11 protein-coding genes are annotated in these 14,705 nt (G+C 71.0%); 10 read left to right on the forward strand and 1 reads right to left on the reverse strand.

Annotated elements, in window-relative coordinates:
* Positions 1-151 precede the first annotated feature (151 nt).
* Positions 152-1,915, reverse strand: coding sequence for a dolichyl-phosphate-mannose--protein mannosyltransferase (locus ACWFR4_RS26595; protein WP_453654891.1), 1,764 nt, complete (start codon positions 1,913-1,915; stop codon positions 152-154).
* 110 nt (positions 1,916-2,025) lie between these two features.
* Here ACWFR4_RS26595 and rsmI point away from each other — a divergent pair, with 110 nt between their 5' ends.
* The 10 genes from rsmI to ACWFR4_RS26645 all read left to right on the forward strand — a co-directional run bounded on the left by rsmI (position 2,026) and on the right by ACWFR4_RS26645 (position 14,687).
* A complete protein-coding gene (gene rsmI / locus ACWFR4_RS26600) occupies positions 2,026-2,922 on the forward strand; it encodes a 16S rRNA (cytidine(1402)-2'-O)-methyltransferase (protein ID WP_453654893.1) in 897 nt (298 codons plus the stop codon).
* A gap of 194 nt (positions 2,923-3,116) precedes the next feature.
* Complete coding sequence (locus tag ACWFR4_RS26605) at positions 3,117-3,548, forward strand: hypothetical protein (RefSeq protein ID WP_453459315.1); 432 nt, start codon at positions 3,117-3,119, stop codon at positions 3,546-3,548.
* Between the two features lie 64 nt (positions 3,549-3,612).
* Positions 3,613-4,494, forward strand: coding sequence for a TatD family hydrolase (locus ACWFR4_RS26610; protein ID WP_453654895.1), 882 nt, complete (start codon positions 3,613-3,615; stop codon positions 4,492-4,494).
* Positions 4,495-4,628: 134 nt separating this feature from the next.
* Entirely contained in the window at positions 4,629-5,978 is a 1,350-nt protein-coding gene (locus tag ACWFR4_RS26615) for a ubiquitin-like domain-containing protein (RefSeq protein ID WP_453654897.1), read from the forward strand.
* A 66-nt stretch (positions 5,979-6,044) separates the two neighbouring features.
* Positions 6,045-6,908 (forward strand): 16S rRNA (adenine(1518)-N(6)/adenine(1519)-N(6))-dimethyltransferase RsmA, encoded by an 864-nt coding sequence (gene rsmA / locus ACWFR4_RS26620; protein WP_453459306.1) that lies wholly within the window; start codon positions 6,045-6,047, stop codon positions 6,906-6,908.
* Positions 6,905-7,804: a 4-(cytidine 5'-diphospho)-2-C-methyl-D-erythritol kinase gene (locus tag ACWFR4_RS26625; protein WP_453654899.1), complete on the forward strand. Its 900-nt coding sequence runs from the start codon at positions 6,905-6,907 to the stop codon at positions 7,802-7,804. The genes rsmA and ACWFR4_RS26625 overlap by 4 nt, the downstream gene beginning before the upstream one ends.
* 78 nt (positions 7,805-7,882) lie before the next feature.
* On the forward strand, positions 7,883-8,146 hold the full coding sequence (locus tag ACWFR4_RS26630; protein ID WP_375993740.1) for a hypothetical protein: 264 nt from the start codon (positions 7,883-7,885) through the stop codon (positions 8,144-8,146).
* Positions 8,147-8,928: 782 nt separating this feature from the next.
* The gene (locus tag ACWFR4_RS26635) at positions 8,929-10,749 is read left to right on the forward strand and encodes an ABC-F family ATP-binding cassette domain-containing protein (RefSeq protein ID WP_453654901.1); all 1,821 of its coding nucleotides are present in this window, start codon (positions 8,929-8,931) and stop codon (positions 10,747-10,749) included.
* A gap of 181 nt (positions 10,750-10,930) precedes the next feature.
* Positions 10,931-12,742 (forward strand): outer membrane protein assembly factor BamB family protein, encoded by a 1,812-nt coding sequence (locus ACWFR4_RS26640; protein WP_453654903.1) that lies wholly within the window; start codon positions 10,931-10,933, stop codon positions 12,740-12,742.
* A 73-nt stretch (positions 12,743-12,815) separates the two neighbouring features.
* On the forward strand, positions 12,816-14,687 hold the full coding sequence (locus ACWFR4_RS26645; protein ID WP_453654905.1) for an outer membrane protein assembly factor BamB family protein: 1,872 nt from the start codon (positions 12,816-12,818) through the stop codon (positions 14,685-14,687).
* Positions 14,688-14,705: the final 18 nt, after the last annotated feature.

Here is a 14,705-nt window from a genome sequence, read left to right on the forward strand (position 1 = left end):
GCTGCGTCCCCTCCCCAGGTTCCGGTGGGGAACTTTAGGCGGCGGCCGGGCCCGGTGTGACGAGAGTGCGCAGATGTTGTCCGAACTTGTCTGAACGGAGACCGCTTCCGAGGGGTCGGGACGTCCGCGGTCGGCCCCTGGGGCCGGCCGGTCAGACCCAGGTGTCCAGCCACATCCGGGACTGCCAGGAGCTGAACGGGATCGCCTGCCCGGTGTAGATCGGCCAGAAGTAGACAAAGTTCCACACGATCAGCAGGACGAGCACGCCCGCGCCCGTCGCGCCCACGATTCTGCGCCGCTCCCCGGACCCCGGTGGCCCGAGGATCGCGCCGACCAGCATCGCGACGCCGAGACACAGGAAGGGCACAAAAACGACCGCGTAGAAGAAGAAGATCGTGCGTTCCTGGTAGTTGAACCAGGGCAGATAGCCCGCGGCGACGGCGCACGCGATGGCGCCCGCCCGCCAGTCGCGGCGGAAGAACCAGCGCCACAGCAGGTAGAGCACGGCGAACGCCGCCGCCCACCACAGCAGCGGGGTGCCGAGCGCCAGGACCTCGCGGGCGCACTTGTCGCCCGCCCCGGCCGGGCAGCCGTCCTTGCCGGGCAGCGGGGACTCGTAGAAGTACGAGACCGGCCTGCCGTCGACGAGCCAGCTCCACGGGTTCGACTGGTAGATGTGCGGCGAGCTGAGCCCCACGTTGAACTTGTAGACCTCGTGCTCGTAGTGCCACAGGCTGCGCACCCAGTCGGGGAACAGCCAGGTCCAGGAACCGCCCCGGCCGTCGGTCGCCGCCCAGTTGCGGAAGTAGCCGCCGGTCCCGTCGGCAGGAGAAAGGATCCAGCCGAGCCAGGACAGGACGTACGTGGCGACCGCGACCGGCACCGTCGACAGGAACGCCCAGCCGAGGTCCCGCTTGAGCACGGAGACGTACGGCCGGCCTGCCCCGGCGACGCGGCGCGCGCCGACGTCCCACAGGACCGTGAGCACGCCGAACGCGGCCAGATAGATGAAGCCGTTCCACTTCGTGCCCGCGGCGAGCCCCAGGCACAGACCGGCGAGCAGCCGCCACGGGCGCCAGCCCAGACGCAGCGTCTCGGCGATGTGCGCGTCGGGGCGCGGCACGCCGTCCTCGCCCCTCGGGAGCGCGTCGGCCAGCTTCCCCCGCGCCTTGTCGCGGTCCACGACCAGGCAGCCGAACGCGGCGACGACGAAGAACACGAGGACCGAGTCGAGCAGCGCCGTGCGGCTCATCACGAACGCGAGGCCGTCCACGGCGAGCAGCAGACCGGCCAGGCAGCCGAGGAACGTCGAGCGGAACAGCCGCCGCCCGATGCGGCACACAAGGAACACGCACAGCGTGCCGAGCACCGCGGTCATGAACCGCCAGCCGAACGGATCGAAACCGAACAGCCACTCACCGATCCCGATGACGTACTTGCCGACCGGCGGATGCACGACGTACGCGGCGTCGTGCGGGATCGGCACATGGCCGTCGGTCTTCAGGATCAGGTCGTTGGCGTTCTTGTCCCAGTTGACCTCGAAGCCGCGGTGGATCAGCGCCCACGCGTCCTTCGCGTAGTACGTCTCGTCGAATATCACTGCCTTGGGGCTGCCGAGATGCCAGAACCGCATCAGGCCCGCGACCAGCGTCACGAGCAGCGGACCGAGCCAGCCCGACCAGCGCGTCACGCCCCGGGCGAGGCCGTCGGAGAGACCGAGCGTCGCCCACAGCCGCGACGACGGCGGCGCGTACGGCGGCACGAGCCGCGAGCCCACGTCGCCTCTGGGCCGCGCCACGTGACCGAACCGCCGCAGCCGGCGCTCCCACGTCGACGGCTGCCGCCCCTCGCCGGGGGTCCGGCCCGGCGGGGCGCTGGTCGAGGGCGAGTGCGGCGAGGACGCTGTACTGGTCACCGCGCCATCGTAGGGAACGTCACTGTGCGAGTCCCGTGTGCGGCCCCACCGAGTCGGCCGGACCCGGGGCGGGACGTGTCGGCCCGCCCCGCCCCTGCGAGGATGGATCCGTGACATCAAGCCCAGATTCCCCCGGAACGCTCGTGCTCGCGGGCACGCCCATCGGAGACGTGTCGGACGCGCCGCCCCGGCTCAGCAAGGAGCTGGCCGACGCCGACGTCATCGCCGCCGAGGACACCCGCAGGCTGCGGCGCCTGACGCAGGCGCTCGGGGTGACCCCGGGCGGGCGCGTCGTGTCGTACTTCGAGGGGAACGAGTCCGCCCGCACGCCCGAGCTGGTCGAGGCGCTCGCGGGCGGGGCCCGGGTGCTGCTCGTGACCGACGCGGGGATGCCGTCCGTGTCCGACCCCGGGTACCGGCTCGTCGCGGCCGCCGTCGAGCGGGACATCAAGGTCACCGCCGTGCCGGGGCCGTCCGCCGTGCTGACCGCGCTCGCGCTGTCCGGGCTGCCCGTCGACCGGTTCTGCTTCGAGGGCTTCCTGCCCCGCAAGGCCGGCGAGCGCATGGGCCGGCTGCGGGAAGTGGCGGAGGAACGCCGCACCCTCGTCTATTTCGAGGCCCCGCACCGCCTCGACGACACCCTCGCCGCGATGGCGGAGGCATTCGGCGCCGATCGCAGGGCGGCCGTGTGCCGCGAGCTCACCAAGACGTACGAGGAAGTGAAGCGGGGCCCGCTCGGGGAACTCGCGAAATGGGCCGCGGAAGGCGTGCGCGGGGAAATCACCGTCGTCGTCGAGGGCGCCCCGGAAAAGGGCGCGGAGTCACTCGACGCCTCCGAGCTGGTACGCAGGGTGCAGGTGCGCGAGGAGGTGGGGGAGCGGCGCAAGGAAGCCATTGCTGCCGTGGCCGCCGAGGCCGGGCTACCCAAGCGTGAGGTCTTCGATGCCGTGGTGGCAGCAAAGAATGCCGCTCGGGGCGCCCCATCGGAGGGCAAAGGACTATCGTGAAAGGCAAAGCGCAGGCCGCGCATCGGGCCCCTTCCGATAAGGAAAGGCCAAATCGGATCCAATAGTCGGCAGGCCTGATGCGATCGCGCCGGGAGAAGCGTCCACTGGTTGAAGGGACGCACCCGTCCCACGCTTCAGGGCGGATGTAATGCCCCGCCCCGAAGTGCCTTGTCCAGAGGGCAAGAGGAGCAGGCATGAGTGAGATCGCAGGCGCCGTACCGACCCCGGCCGGTGCTGCCGCACCCCAGATACCGAACCGGAGCGCGGCCACAGCCATCGCCCACGAGTCGTACGCCTTCGCCTGCATGCGGTGCGGTCACGGCTGGGAGCAGAGTTTCGAGATCGAGCACCACATCGACGGCGACGGCGCGGAATTCGTGATGTACGTGGCGGGCGGCGAGCGTGTCCCGTCGCCGCTGACCCGGCCCACGTGCCTCAACTGCGGCGGCCATGTCGTACGGATCATGAGGGCGGGGCGCGTCTCGTCGATCCGCGGTGTGATGCAACGCGAGGGGATCATGCCGGCGGAGCAGCGCGAGGGCGAGGGCGACGAGCACCCCGCGAAGGAACACCACTGGCACTTCTCCGACCTGCTGCATCCCTTCCAGAACCGCAAGACCGACTGATCACCGGCTGAGCACCGACCGCACCCCGACGACCCCACCGACCCCGGCTTCGTAGGATCGGGGCATGAGCTCTGACCGTTCGAAGGACGTCACCCCGCCGCCGCTGCCCGCGCCCCTCGCGGTGCCGGTCGCCGACTCGCACACCCACCTCGACATGCAGTCGGGCACGGTGGAGGAGGGCCTCGCCAAGGCCGCGTCGGTGGGTGTGACGACCGTCGTCCAGGTCGGCTGCGACGTGAACGGGTCCCGCTGGGCCGCAGACACCGCGGCCGCGCATCCGGGGGTGCACGCCACCGTCGCCCTGCACCCGAACGAAGCGCCCCGTATCGTCCTCGGCGACCCCGACGGCTGGTCGCGCCAGGGCGAGCGCCGGGCCGGCGGTGACGCGGCCCTCGACGAGGCGCTCGCCGAGATCGACCGGCTCGCGGCCCTCCCGCACGTGAAGGGCGTCGGCGAGACCGGACTCGACCACTTCCGTACAGGACCTGAAGGCATCGCCGCGCAGGAGCGCTCCTTCCGCGCCCACATCGAGATCGCCAAGCGGCACGGCAAGGCGCTCGTGATTCACGACCGTGACGCCCATGACGACGTGCTGCGCATCCTCAAGGAGGAGGGCGCCCCCGAGCGCACCGTCTTCCACTGCTACTCCGGAGATGCCGATATGGCCCGGATCTGCGCCGAGAACGGCTACTTCATGTCGTTCGCCGGGAACGTGACCTTCAAGAACGCGCAGCCCCTGCGCGATGCGCTCGTGGTCGCCCCGCGCGAGCTCGTCCTGGTCGAGACCGACGCGCCGTTCCTGACCCCCGCGCCCTACCGCGGACGGCCCAACGCCCCGTATCTCATTCCGGTCACGCTGCGCGCGATGGCCGCGGTGAAGGGCCTCGACGAGGACACCCTGGCGGCGGCCGTCTCCGCCAACACGGCCCGCGCCTTCGACTACTGACCGACAGCGCCCCGGGGCGCTGTCGGGAGGGAAAGGCCGGGAACGAGCCGCGACACAGCGTAGTCGCGCCGCTTTGGAGAGTGACGATCGCTCCGCTAGGTTCTCCTCGCCGATCCGGACCCAGGAGCGTCGTCGTGAGCAATTCGCCGTACGGGACGTATGAGCCGCAGGAAACGCTCGACGCGCTCGAGACATACGAACCACCGCCCGGCCCGCACCCGCACGCGGACACCTACCGCCCCGGCTACGAGTCGATGGAGACCCAGCCCGCCTGGCCCGTGCCCGAAGTGCTGCTGCCGCGCCCGTCCGCCCCGGCCGCAGACCCCGCCCCGCAGAGCGCGGGGCGCGCCGAGGCCCGCAGGGCGGCCCGGCGCAGGAAACGGCCCGAGCGGCCCGAGACCTTCAGACGTCTGCTGCCGCAGGCCCTCGTCGTCGCCTTCCTGGCCGGCGGCACCACCGCCTTCGTCGCCGCCGACAAGGCGATCCAGCTCAGCGTCGACGGCAGGCCGCGCACTCTGCACACCTTCGCGGACGACGTCGGCGAGCTGCTCGCCGACGAGGGGGTGGACGTCGGCCCGCACGACGTCGTCGCCCCCGCCCCAGGGGCCGCCCTGTCCAGCGGCGACGAGGTCGCCGTGCGCCACGGCAGGCCCGTCCATCTCACCCTCGACGGGGAGCGCCGCAAGGTGTGGACCACCGCGGGCACCGTCGACGGCGCCCTGCACCAGCTCGGTGTCCGCGCCGAGGGGGCCTACCTCTCCACGTCCCGCTCGCGCCGCATCGCCCGTGACGGCCTCGCGCTCGACGTCCGCACCGAACGCAGCGTCACGGTCATGGCCGACGGCCGCGAGTGCACCATCCGCACCAACGCCGCCACCGTCCGGGCCGCCGTCGACGAGGCGGGCGTCTCGCTGCACGGCCAGGACACCACGTCCGTGCCGCAGGACAGCTTCCCGCGCGACGGGCAGACGATCACTGTCATGCGCATCAAGGGCACTAGGGAAGTGCGCGAGGAACCCATCGCGTACGAGGTGGTGCGCACCCAGGATCCGACCCTGTTCCGGGGCACCGAGGTCGTCGAACGGGCGGGCCGCCAGGGCGCCCGGCGCGTCGCCTACGCCCTGCGCACGGTCAACGGCGTCAGGCAGAAGCCGCGCCGGGTGAGCGCCGAGGTCGTGCGCGAGCCCCGCAGCCGGCTCGTGAAGGTCGGCACCAAGCCCCTGCCGCCCTCCGTCGCCGGCGCCGACAGCCTGCACTGGAGCGAGCTCGCCCGGTGCGAGTCCGGCGGTCGCCCCGCCGCGACCGACGCCACCGGCACCTACGGCGGCCTCTACCAGTTCGACGTACAGACCTGGCACAGCCTGGGCGGCGGCGGCCGGCCCCAGGACGCGTCCGCCTCCGAGCAGACGTACCGGGCGAAGAAGCTGTACGTGCAGCGCGGCGCGAGCCCGTGGCCGCACTGCGGTGGCCGCCTGCACGGGTAGCCGCCGCCGGTGCGGGGCCCCGCGGTCCGGTCGGGACCCGGCCGCGGCGCCCCGTACCCTGAGACCGTGAGCACCACTGACCCCCAGGGCCCCCTGCTTGGCCCCGCCGACATCCGCGAACTGGCGGCAGCCCTGGGCGTGCGGCCCACGAAACAGCGCGGCCAGAACTTCGTCATCGACGCCAACACGGTCCGCCGCATCGTCCGCACCGCGCAGGTCACCCCCGAGGACAACGTCGTCGAGGTCGGCCCCGGCCTCGGCTCGCTGACCCTGGCGCTCCTGGAGGCGGCGGCCCATGTCACCGCCGTCGAGATCGACGACGTGCTGGCCGCCGCGCTGCCCGCGACGATCGAGGCCCGCCTCCCGCAGAAGAAGGACGCCTTCGCGCTCGTCCACTCCGACGCGATGCAGGTACGCGAACTGCCGGGCCCCGCGCCCACGGCGCTCGTCGCGAACCTGCCCTACAACGTCGCCGTGCCGGTCCTGCTCCACATGCTCGACACGTTCCCCACCATCGAGCGCACGCTCGTCATGGTGCAGGCCGAGGTCGCCGACCGCCTCGCGGCCGCCCCCGGCTCGAAGGTCTACGGCGTCCCCTCGGTCAAGGCCAACTGGTACGCGGACGTGAAGCGCGCCGGCTCCATCGGCCGGAACGTCTTCTGGCCCGCGCCGAACGTCGACAGCGGTCTTGTGGCCCTGGTCCGGCGCGCCGAACCGGTGGCGACGACCGCCTCCAAGCGCGAGGTCTTCGCCGTGATCGACGCGGCCTTCGCCCAGCGCCGCAAGACCCTGCGCGCCGCCTTGTCCGGCTGGGCCGGATCGGCCGCCGCCGCCGAGGCCGCCCTGGTCGCGGCCGGTGTCTCCCCGCAGGCGCGCGGCGAGGCCATCACGGTCGAGGAGTTCGCACGGATCGCGGAGAACAAGCAGTGAGCGTGACGGTACGGGTCCCCGCGAAGGTCAACGTCCAGCTCGCGGTGGGCGCCGCCCGCCCCGACGGCTTCCACGACCTCGCCAACGTCTTCCTCGCCGTCGGCCTTTACGACGACGTCACGGCGACCGCCGCCGACGAGCTGACCCTCACCTGCGAGGGCCCCGGCGCGGACCAGGTCCCGCTGGACCGCACCAACCTCGCGGCCCGCGCCGCGATCGCGCTGGGCGAGCGGTACGGGATCGAGCCCCGCGTCCACCTCCACATCGACAAGGACATCCCCGTCGCCGGCGGCATGGCGGGCGGCTCCGCGGACGCGGCCGGCGCGCTCGTGGCCTGCGACGCGCTGTGGGGCACCGGCGCCACCCGGGACGAACTCCTCGACATCTGCGCCGAGTTGGGCAGCGATGTGCCGTTCAGTCTGGTCGGTGGGGCGGCGCTCGGCACCGGACGCGGCGAGAAGCTTCAACTCCTGGACGTGGGCGGCGAGTTCTGGTGGGTGTTCGCGGCCGCCGACGGAGGACTCTCGACGCCCGCCGTGTACGGCGAGTTCGACCGCCTCGCGCAGGGGCGCGCGATCCCCGAGCCGGAGGCCTCGCCCGCCCTGCTCGACGCGCTGCGCTCCGGCGACGCGACCGCGCTGGCCGCGACGCTCACGAACGACCTCCAGCCTGCCGCGCTCTCCCTGTTCCCCGCGCTGAAGGACACCCTCGACGCGGGCACGGCGGCGGGCGCCCTCGCGGGCCTGGTCTCCGGCTCGGGCCCGACGACGGCGTTCCTCTGCGCGGACGAGAAGTCGGCGCGGGCGGTCGCCGCCGCCCTCACGATGTCCGGCACCTGCCGCTCCGTACGGGTCACGACGTCTCCGGCGCCGGGCGCGACGGTCGTCCAGCGCTGACGCAGTCGGACGTACTCACGGGTAACTGAGTACGTCCGCGCTGTCGGCCGCCACGGGCGCTGCGGCACCGTGGTCGCCATGACCACCGACACCACGAGCGCCCGGCCCCGGCGCCGCAGACGCCGTATCGGCCGCGGGCAGGTCCTCGTACCGCTCGGCGCGATCGCCCTCGTCGGGCTGCACTCCGCGCTCGCCACCCGCGGCCACCTCCTGCCCCCGCCCGCCGGTGGCGGCTGGCAGGGCAGGGTGGCGCGGCCGCGTGAGGTCGCCGCGGTGCTCAGTCGGGCAGGCGCAGGTCCCCGCAGCCGTGCCGCTCGACGGCGCGCCGCACGAAGGCCTTGAACGCGGCCGTCGCGAACTTCTTGTCGTGGGGCGTGAAGTCGTACGGCGCGACCGAGAAGCGGGCGCGCTCGGTGTTCCCGGGACACCGAGCGCCGGCCCTGAAGGGGCTTTTCCGGTGCCGGGGTTCGTAGTCGAGGCGGTCCTGTGAGCGCAGGCGCTCTTCGAGCGCGCTCGGGCCGTAGCTCGCGGAGAAGCTGTACAGCCGGCCCTCCTGATCGCCCTGGCAGGAGGCCTGCGAGGTGCCGAGGACGCAGCGCTCCTCGAGCGGGTTCCGGTCGGGCTGGCGTCGCCGACAGCAGGGCGTGGGCGCCCTCGCGCGGGAAGTAGAACTGCAGGTCGTTCTCGAAGAGGCCCCCGTCGCGCACCCCGCCCGGTATCCGGCTGACCGTCACGTACAGGTCGGCGGCCCAGCAGAACTCGTCATACGTGCGCGAGCCCCCGCGCCGGAGGTCGTTCTTGAAGGAGTCCGTGCTGAGCCCGGTCAGGGCCGATGTCTCCTCCACGGGGAGCACCCCGTCGCAGTACGACGACAGGCGGTCCTCGTAGCGCCGGCGCTTGCCGGTGTCGCTCACCCGGTACCAGGTCCATCCCGCGACCAGGACCACCACCAGCGGCAGCCCCACCCACGGCGCAAGCCGTCGCAGCACCCGCACCTCCGCACCCCCGTACGTCCCGCCCCTGCCCGAGCTGTCACCCCGAGCTGTCACAACGAAGGCGCAGGCTGTCCAATCCCTCGCGGCGACTACGCTGGAAGACTGATCCATCCCCTTGTCAGGAGCGAAATGGCAGTCAACCTGGTCAATGTCGAGGCAGTCAGCAAGGTGTACGGCACCCGTGCCCTGCTCGACGGCGTATCGCTCGGCGTGTCCGAGGGGGACAGGATCGGTGTCGTCGGACGTAACGGCGACGGCAAGACCACCCTCATCCGGATGCTCGCCAAGCTGGAGGACGCCGACACCGGCCGCGTCACCCACAGCGGCGGCCTGCGCCTCGGCGTCCTCACGCAGCACGACTCCCTCGACCCCGAGGCGACCGTCCGGCACGAGGTCATCGGCGACCTCGCCGACCACGAGTGGGCGGGCAACGCCAAGATCCGCGACGTCCTCACCGGCCTCTTCGGCGGACTCGACCTGCCCGGCTTCCCGCAGGGCCTCGACACGGTCATCGCGCCGCTGTCCGGCGGCGAGCGCCGCCGCATCGCGCTCGCGAAGCTCCTCATCGGCGAGCCCGACCTGATCGTCCTCGACGAGCCCACCAACCACCTCGACGTCGAGGGCATCTCCTGGCTGGCGAGCCACCTCCAGGCCCGCCGCTCCGCCCTCGTCTGCGTGACCCACGACCGCTGGTTCCTCGACCAGGTCTGCACCCGCATGTGGGACGTGCAGAAGGGCGACGTCTTCGAGTACGAGGGCGGCTACAGCGACTACGTCTTCGCGCGCGCCGAGCGCGAGCGCATCGCGGCGACCGAGGAGACCAAGCGGCAGAACCTGATGCGCAAGGAGCTGGCCTGGCTGCGCCGCGGCGCCCCGGCCCGCACCTCCAAGCCCCGCTACCGCATCGAGGCCGCCAACGAGCTCATCGCCGACGTGCCGGAGCCGCGTGACAAGAGCGAGCTGATGAAGTTCGCCAGCTCCCGGCTCGGCAAGACGGTCTTCGACCTCGAGGACGTCACCGTGCAGGCCGGGTCCAAGGTGCTCCTCAAGCACCTGACCTGGCAGCTCGGCCCCGGCGACCGCATCGGCCTCGTCGGCGTGAACGGCGCGGGCAAGACCTCCCTCCTGCGCGCCATGGCGCAGGCCGCCCGCACCGACGGCGAGGAGCAGCCCGCGGCGGGCCGCGTCGCCGTCGGCAAGACCGTGAAGCTCGCCTACCTCTCCCAAGAGGTCGCCGAGCTCAACCCCGAACTGCGCGTCATCCAGGCCGTGCAGCAGGTCCGCGACCGCGTCGACCTCGGCAAGGGCCGTGAGATGACCGCGGGCCAGCTCTGCGAGACGTTCGGCTTCAACAAGGAGAAGCAGTGGACGCCCGTCGGCGACCTGTCCGGCGGTGAGCGCCGCCGCCTCCAGATCCTGCGCCTCCTCATGGACGAGCCGAACGTCCTCTTCCTCGACGAGCCGACGAACGACCTCGACATCGAGACCCTCACGCAGCTGGAGGACCTCCTCGACGGCTGGCCCGGCTCGATGGTCGTGATCTCCCACGACCGGTTCTTCGTCGAGCGCACCACGGACCGGGTGTTCGCGCTGCTCGGCGACGCCACGCTGCGGATGCTGCCGCGCGGCATCGACGAGTACCTGGAGCGCCGCCGCCGCATGGAGGAGGCCGTCGCCGCCTCGATGACGGCCGCCGCCCCGGCCCCCGCCGCGGGTACGCAGGCGAAGACGGTGTCCGCCGCGGACGCCCGTGCCGCGAAGAAGGAACTCCAGAAGATCGAGCGGCAGATGGACAAGATGTCCGAGCGGGAGACCAAGCTGCACGCACAGATCGCGGATAACGCAACGGACTTCGCGAAGGTGGCCAAGCTCGACAGCGAGCTGCGCGAACTGATCCGGGAGCGCGAGGAGTTGGAGATGCGCTGGCTCGAGCTCGCGGAGGACGCGTGAAGCTCCAGTAACAGACCCATCACGGGCCGGTGCTCCCTTGGGAACAGGGGAGCGACCGGCCCGATGTGCTACTGCACAGGGTGATAGAAAGGTCGCTCTGGGAATTGCCTGAGAACGACCAGAGAACGTCCTGAAATCGACCAGGCGAGCAGACACATCAGTGAAGACGGGGGGAGCGCTGATGACTCAGCCGCCCAATCAGCCGCCGCAAGGCGGCTTCGGAGCACCACAGGATCCACAGCAGCCGCCGGCCCAGCCGCCGCAGCCTCCGGGCAGGCCACCGCAGACGCCGTCGGCCCCGCAGCCCGGATACGGCTACCCGCAGCAGCCGGGCCCGTACGGCCAGCCCCCTCAGGGCGGCCCCTACGGTCAGCCCCAGCAGCCGGGTCCCTACGGTCAGCCGCAGCAGCAGCCGGGACCCTACGGCCAGCCTCCGCAGCAGCAGCCCGGCCCGTACGGCGCGCAGCAGCCCGGCCCCTACGGGCAGCAGCCCCAGTACGGCTACCCGCAGCAGCAGCCCCCGTTCCCCGGTGGCCCCGCGGCCCCGGGCAGCGGCGGCAAGAACCCCTTCAAGGGCCGGACCGGGATCATCGTGGCCGCCGCGGTGGCCGTCGTCGTGATCGCCGGCGGTGTGGTGTGGGCGGTCGTGGGCGGCGGTGACGACAAGAAGAAGGACCCCGTCGCCGACAAGAGCCAGGACCCCAAGCCCACCGGCTCCGCGCCGGTCGACCCGGGTGACGGCTCCGGTGACGGACACGACGGCAAGGAGGACCTCAACGCGGGCCGCCAGGCCGGTGAGTCGAAGGTCCTCTGGTACAAGACGGCGCCCAAGGCCCCCGGTGACGGCGCGGACGCGCCCGGCATGTGGGTCACCGACACGCTCGCCGCGAAGGCGGTCTACAACGAGCTCGTCGCGTACAACATCGCGGACGGCAAGCCGAGTTGGCCGACGATCAAGCTTCCGCAGAAGATCTGCGGTGCCAGCGTGCAGAAGTCGGACGACGACAAGGTCGCCATCGCGTACATGAGCGGTGTCACCGACCGGGCCAAGTGCAACCAGGTCCAGCAGATCGACCTGAAGACCGGCAAGAAGGACTGGGAGAAGAAGATCCCCGAGGGGGACCTCTTCGACGGCACCGGCACCGGGGTCGAACTGACCTACGCGGGCAGCACGTTGATGGTCGGCCGCCAGATGTCCGGCCTCGGTCTGAGCGTCAGCGACGGCAAGCAGCTCTTCGAGAAGAAGAAGTACGGCGCGGCCTGCTTCCCCGGCGCGTTCGCCGGCGGCGAGCGCCTCCTTGCCGTCTCCTCCTGCGGTGCCTCCACGGACAAGGAGCACGACGAGATCCAGGAGCTGGACCCGGCGACGGGCAAGGCGAAGTGGACCAAGCCGTTCCCCAAGGGCTGGAAGGTCGCCCGCGCCTACTCCGTCGCGCCGGTCGTCCTCTACCTCACCAACGAGGACAAGAAGCAGTGGAACATCACCACGCTGAAGAACGGCAGCAGCGCGGTGCGTTCCGAGGTCTCGGTCGACGAGGACTTCGCCCCCGAGTGCGGCTGGGCCATCCTCGACCGTGACCTCCAGGGCTGCACGGGTGTCGCGTCCGACACCAACACGCTGTACCTGCCCACGAAGGCGACCAGCGGCAGTGCCAACGAGGTCGTCGCGATCAGCCTGGAGAGCGGCAAGGAGCTATGGCGCGTGAAGTCGCCGGTGGCGCAGAACATGCTGCCGCTGAAGACCTCGAGCGGCGCGGTGATCGCCTACGTCAACGCCTCGTACGACGCCGGAGGCCGGGTCGTGTCGATCGCGACGGCGGGCTCGCACACGCCGAAGACCCTGCTGCAGAACCCGGCGGGAACCGCGCAGATCGAGAACGGCTTCTACTCCAAGGCGATCGACTACGTCGACGGGCGCTTCTACATCTCCACGACGCGCCTGTCCGGCACCGCCAAGGGCGAGGAGAAACTGATGCTGGCGTACGGCAAGTGACCGCCGCAGCCCCAGTGACCGCCCACCGCACCGCCGCCCGCTCCTTCTCCCCGTCACCCGAGGTACAGACGTCATGACGCAGCCGCCCCAGCCGCCCAACGAGCCGCCGCAGGGCCCGCCGCCGGTGGGCTTCGGCAAGCCGCAGGACCCCTCGCCCGGAGGCTTCGGCGCCCCGCAGGCCCCCCCGCCCGGAGGGTTCGGCGCGCCCACGCCGCCGCCGCCGCCCGCGCAGCAGCCCGGTTACGGCTACCCGCAGGCGCCCCAGACGCCGCCCCCGGCGCAGCCGCCCACGCCGCCGCAGGGCCAGCCCGGGGGCTACGGCCACCCGCAGCCGCCGGCCCCCAACTACGGCTACCCGCAGGCCCCCCAGGGTCAGCCGCCGACGCCCCCGCAGGGCTACGGCTACCCGGGCCAGCAGCCGCCGCAGTACGGCGCCTACCCGCCGCCGGTCACCACGCCCATGCAGGCGGCGGGCGGCGGCGCCGGCAAGAAGATCAGCTCCCAGATGATGATCATCATCGGCGCTGTCGTCGCGGTCGCCCTGATCATCGGCGGCGGCGTCTGGTACTCGGCGTCGTCCGGTGACGACACGACCGACGCCAGCACCGCGGGCCCGACCGGTGGCACCGGCGGCGAGGACGGCGGCGAGAACAAGGGCGGCTCAGGCGGCACCACCACCGGTGGCGCGAGCAAGGAGAAGGTCCCGGGGAACACCGCCGCCCACGTCGCCTTCCAGCTGCCCGCACCCAAGGTCGCCAAGAACAATGTGGACAGCGTCACCGGGTCCTGGTTGACCGACAAGACGTATGCCAAGGCAGGTGTGAACGAGATCCTCGGTTACGACCCCGATACAGGCAAGAAGATCTGGACGCTGCCCTTGTCCGGCCAGACCTGTGGTGCAACTGCCGATGTCACGGAGGACGGCTTCGCTGCTGTGGTCAGCGAGGATGCCAAGCGCCCTACTGATGGCAGCCATCAGACATGCTCGCAGATCACGCTGTTCGACGTGAATACCGGTGAGAAGGCATGGACGAAGAGCATCGGCACAGGGAGCGAGGCGGTGACGTTCGAAGAACTGTCCTTCTCCGGCAACACGTTGGCGGCGGGTGGCGGTCTGCGTGGGGGCGCGGCGTTCGACGTCAAGACCGGCAAGGTTCTCTGGCAGCCGTCGCCTGGCAACTGTGAAGACGTTGGTTACCGAGGTGGCGAGCAGCTGGTCGCGGTTCGTAAATGCGGTGACTACGACAGCCAGAAGTACGAGGTCCAGGTCCTGGACCCGAAGTCCGGTCGCCCACAGTGGTCGTACAAGCTAGCCGCCGGCATCACCAACGCGAAGGTTCTGTCCACCAATCCGGTCGTCTTCGGTGTGGGGACGGGCGACAATGCCGCGGGCACCATCACTGACATCTTCTCGCTCGACGCCAAAGGAAAGCTCACCACCAAGATCGCCATCGACGACGAGAAATACGACTTCGACTGTGAGGTCGGCATGACCGAGGGCTGCTCGAAGATCGTTGTCGGCAATGGCCGCGTCTACTTGGCGACCCGCCAGCACGATGACGGCGGTGAGGTCGGCATGACGAATGAGATGGTCTCGTTCGACCTGACGACAGGACGGTCCACAAGCGATCGGGCCGACGCCGGTGAGTATGAGATCTTCCCGTTGCGTATGGATGGCGGCAACGTCCTTGCCTACAAGGACGGCCCGTACGACAAGGGCAGCCAGGTCGTCACCATCGACCCCAAGTCGATGAAGCAGACACCGCTGGTGGTGCTTCCGGCGACCGAGTCGGTCATGAACGTGGTCTCCAGCATGACGCCCGGTACCTCCGGCTCGGAGCTGCTCTACTCCAACGGTCGTCTGTGCTTCGGTAAGTCTCTGATCAGCAAGCCCTACTCGCCGGACGAGAAGGAATACACGGCAGTGACTTTCGTAGCGAAGTGACGCGCTGACACGCGACAT

The organism is Streptomyces sp. NPDC055140 (genome assembly GCF_053607285.1).

Coding starts and splice junctions, on each gene's coding strand:
- ACWFR4_RS26630 (WP_375993740.1), top strand. CDS start 7,883: ATGACCACCGACACCACGAGCGCCCGGCCCCGGCGCCGCAGACGCCGT.
- ACWFR4_RS26645 (WP_453654905.1), top strand. CDS start 12,816: ATGACGCAGCCGCCCCAGCCGCCCAACGAGCCGCCGCAGGGCCCGCCG.
- ACWFR4_RS26605 (WP_453459315.1), top strand. CDS start 3,117: ATGAGTGAGATCGCAGGCGCCGTACCGACCCCGGCCGGTGCTGCCGCA.
- ACWFR4_RS26635 (WP_453654901.1), top strand. CDS start 8,929: ATGGCAGTCAACCTGGTCAATGTCGAGGCAGTCAGCAAGGTGTACGGC.
- ACWFR4_RS26610 (WP_453654895.1), top strand. CDS start 3,613: ATGAGCTCTGACCGTTCGAAGGACGTCACCCCGCCGCCGCTGCCCGCG.
- ACWFR4_RS26640 (WP_453654903.1), top strand. CDS start 10,931: ATGACTCAGCCGCCCAATCAGCCGCCGCAAGGCGGCTTCGGAGCACCA.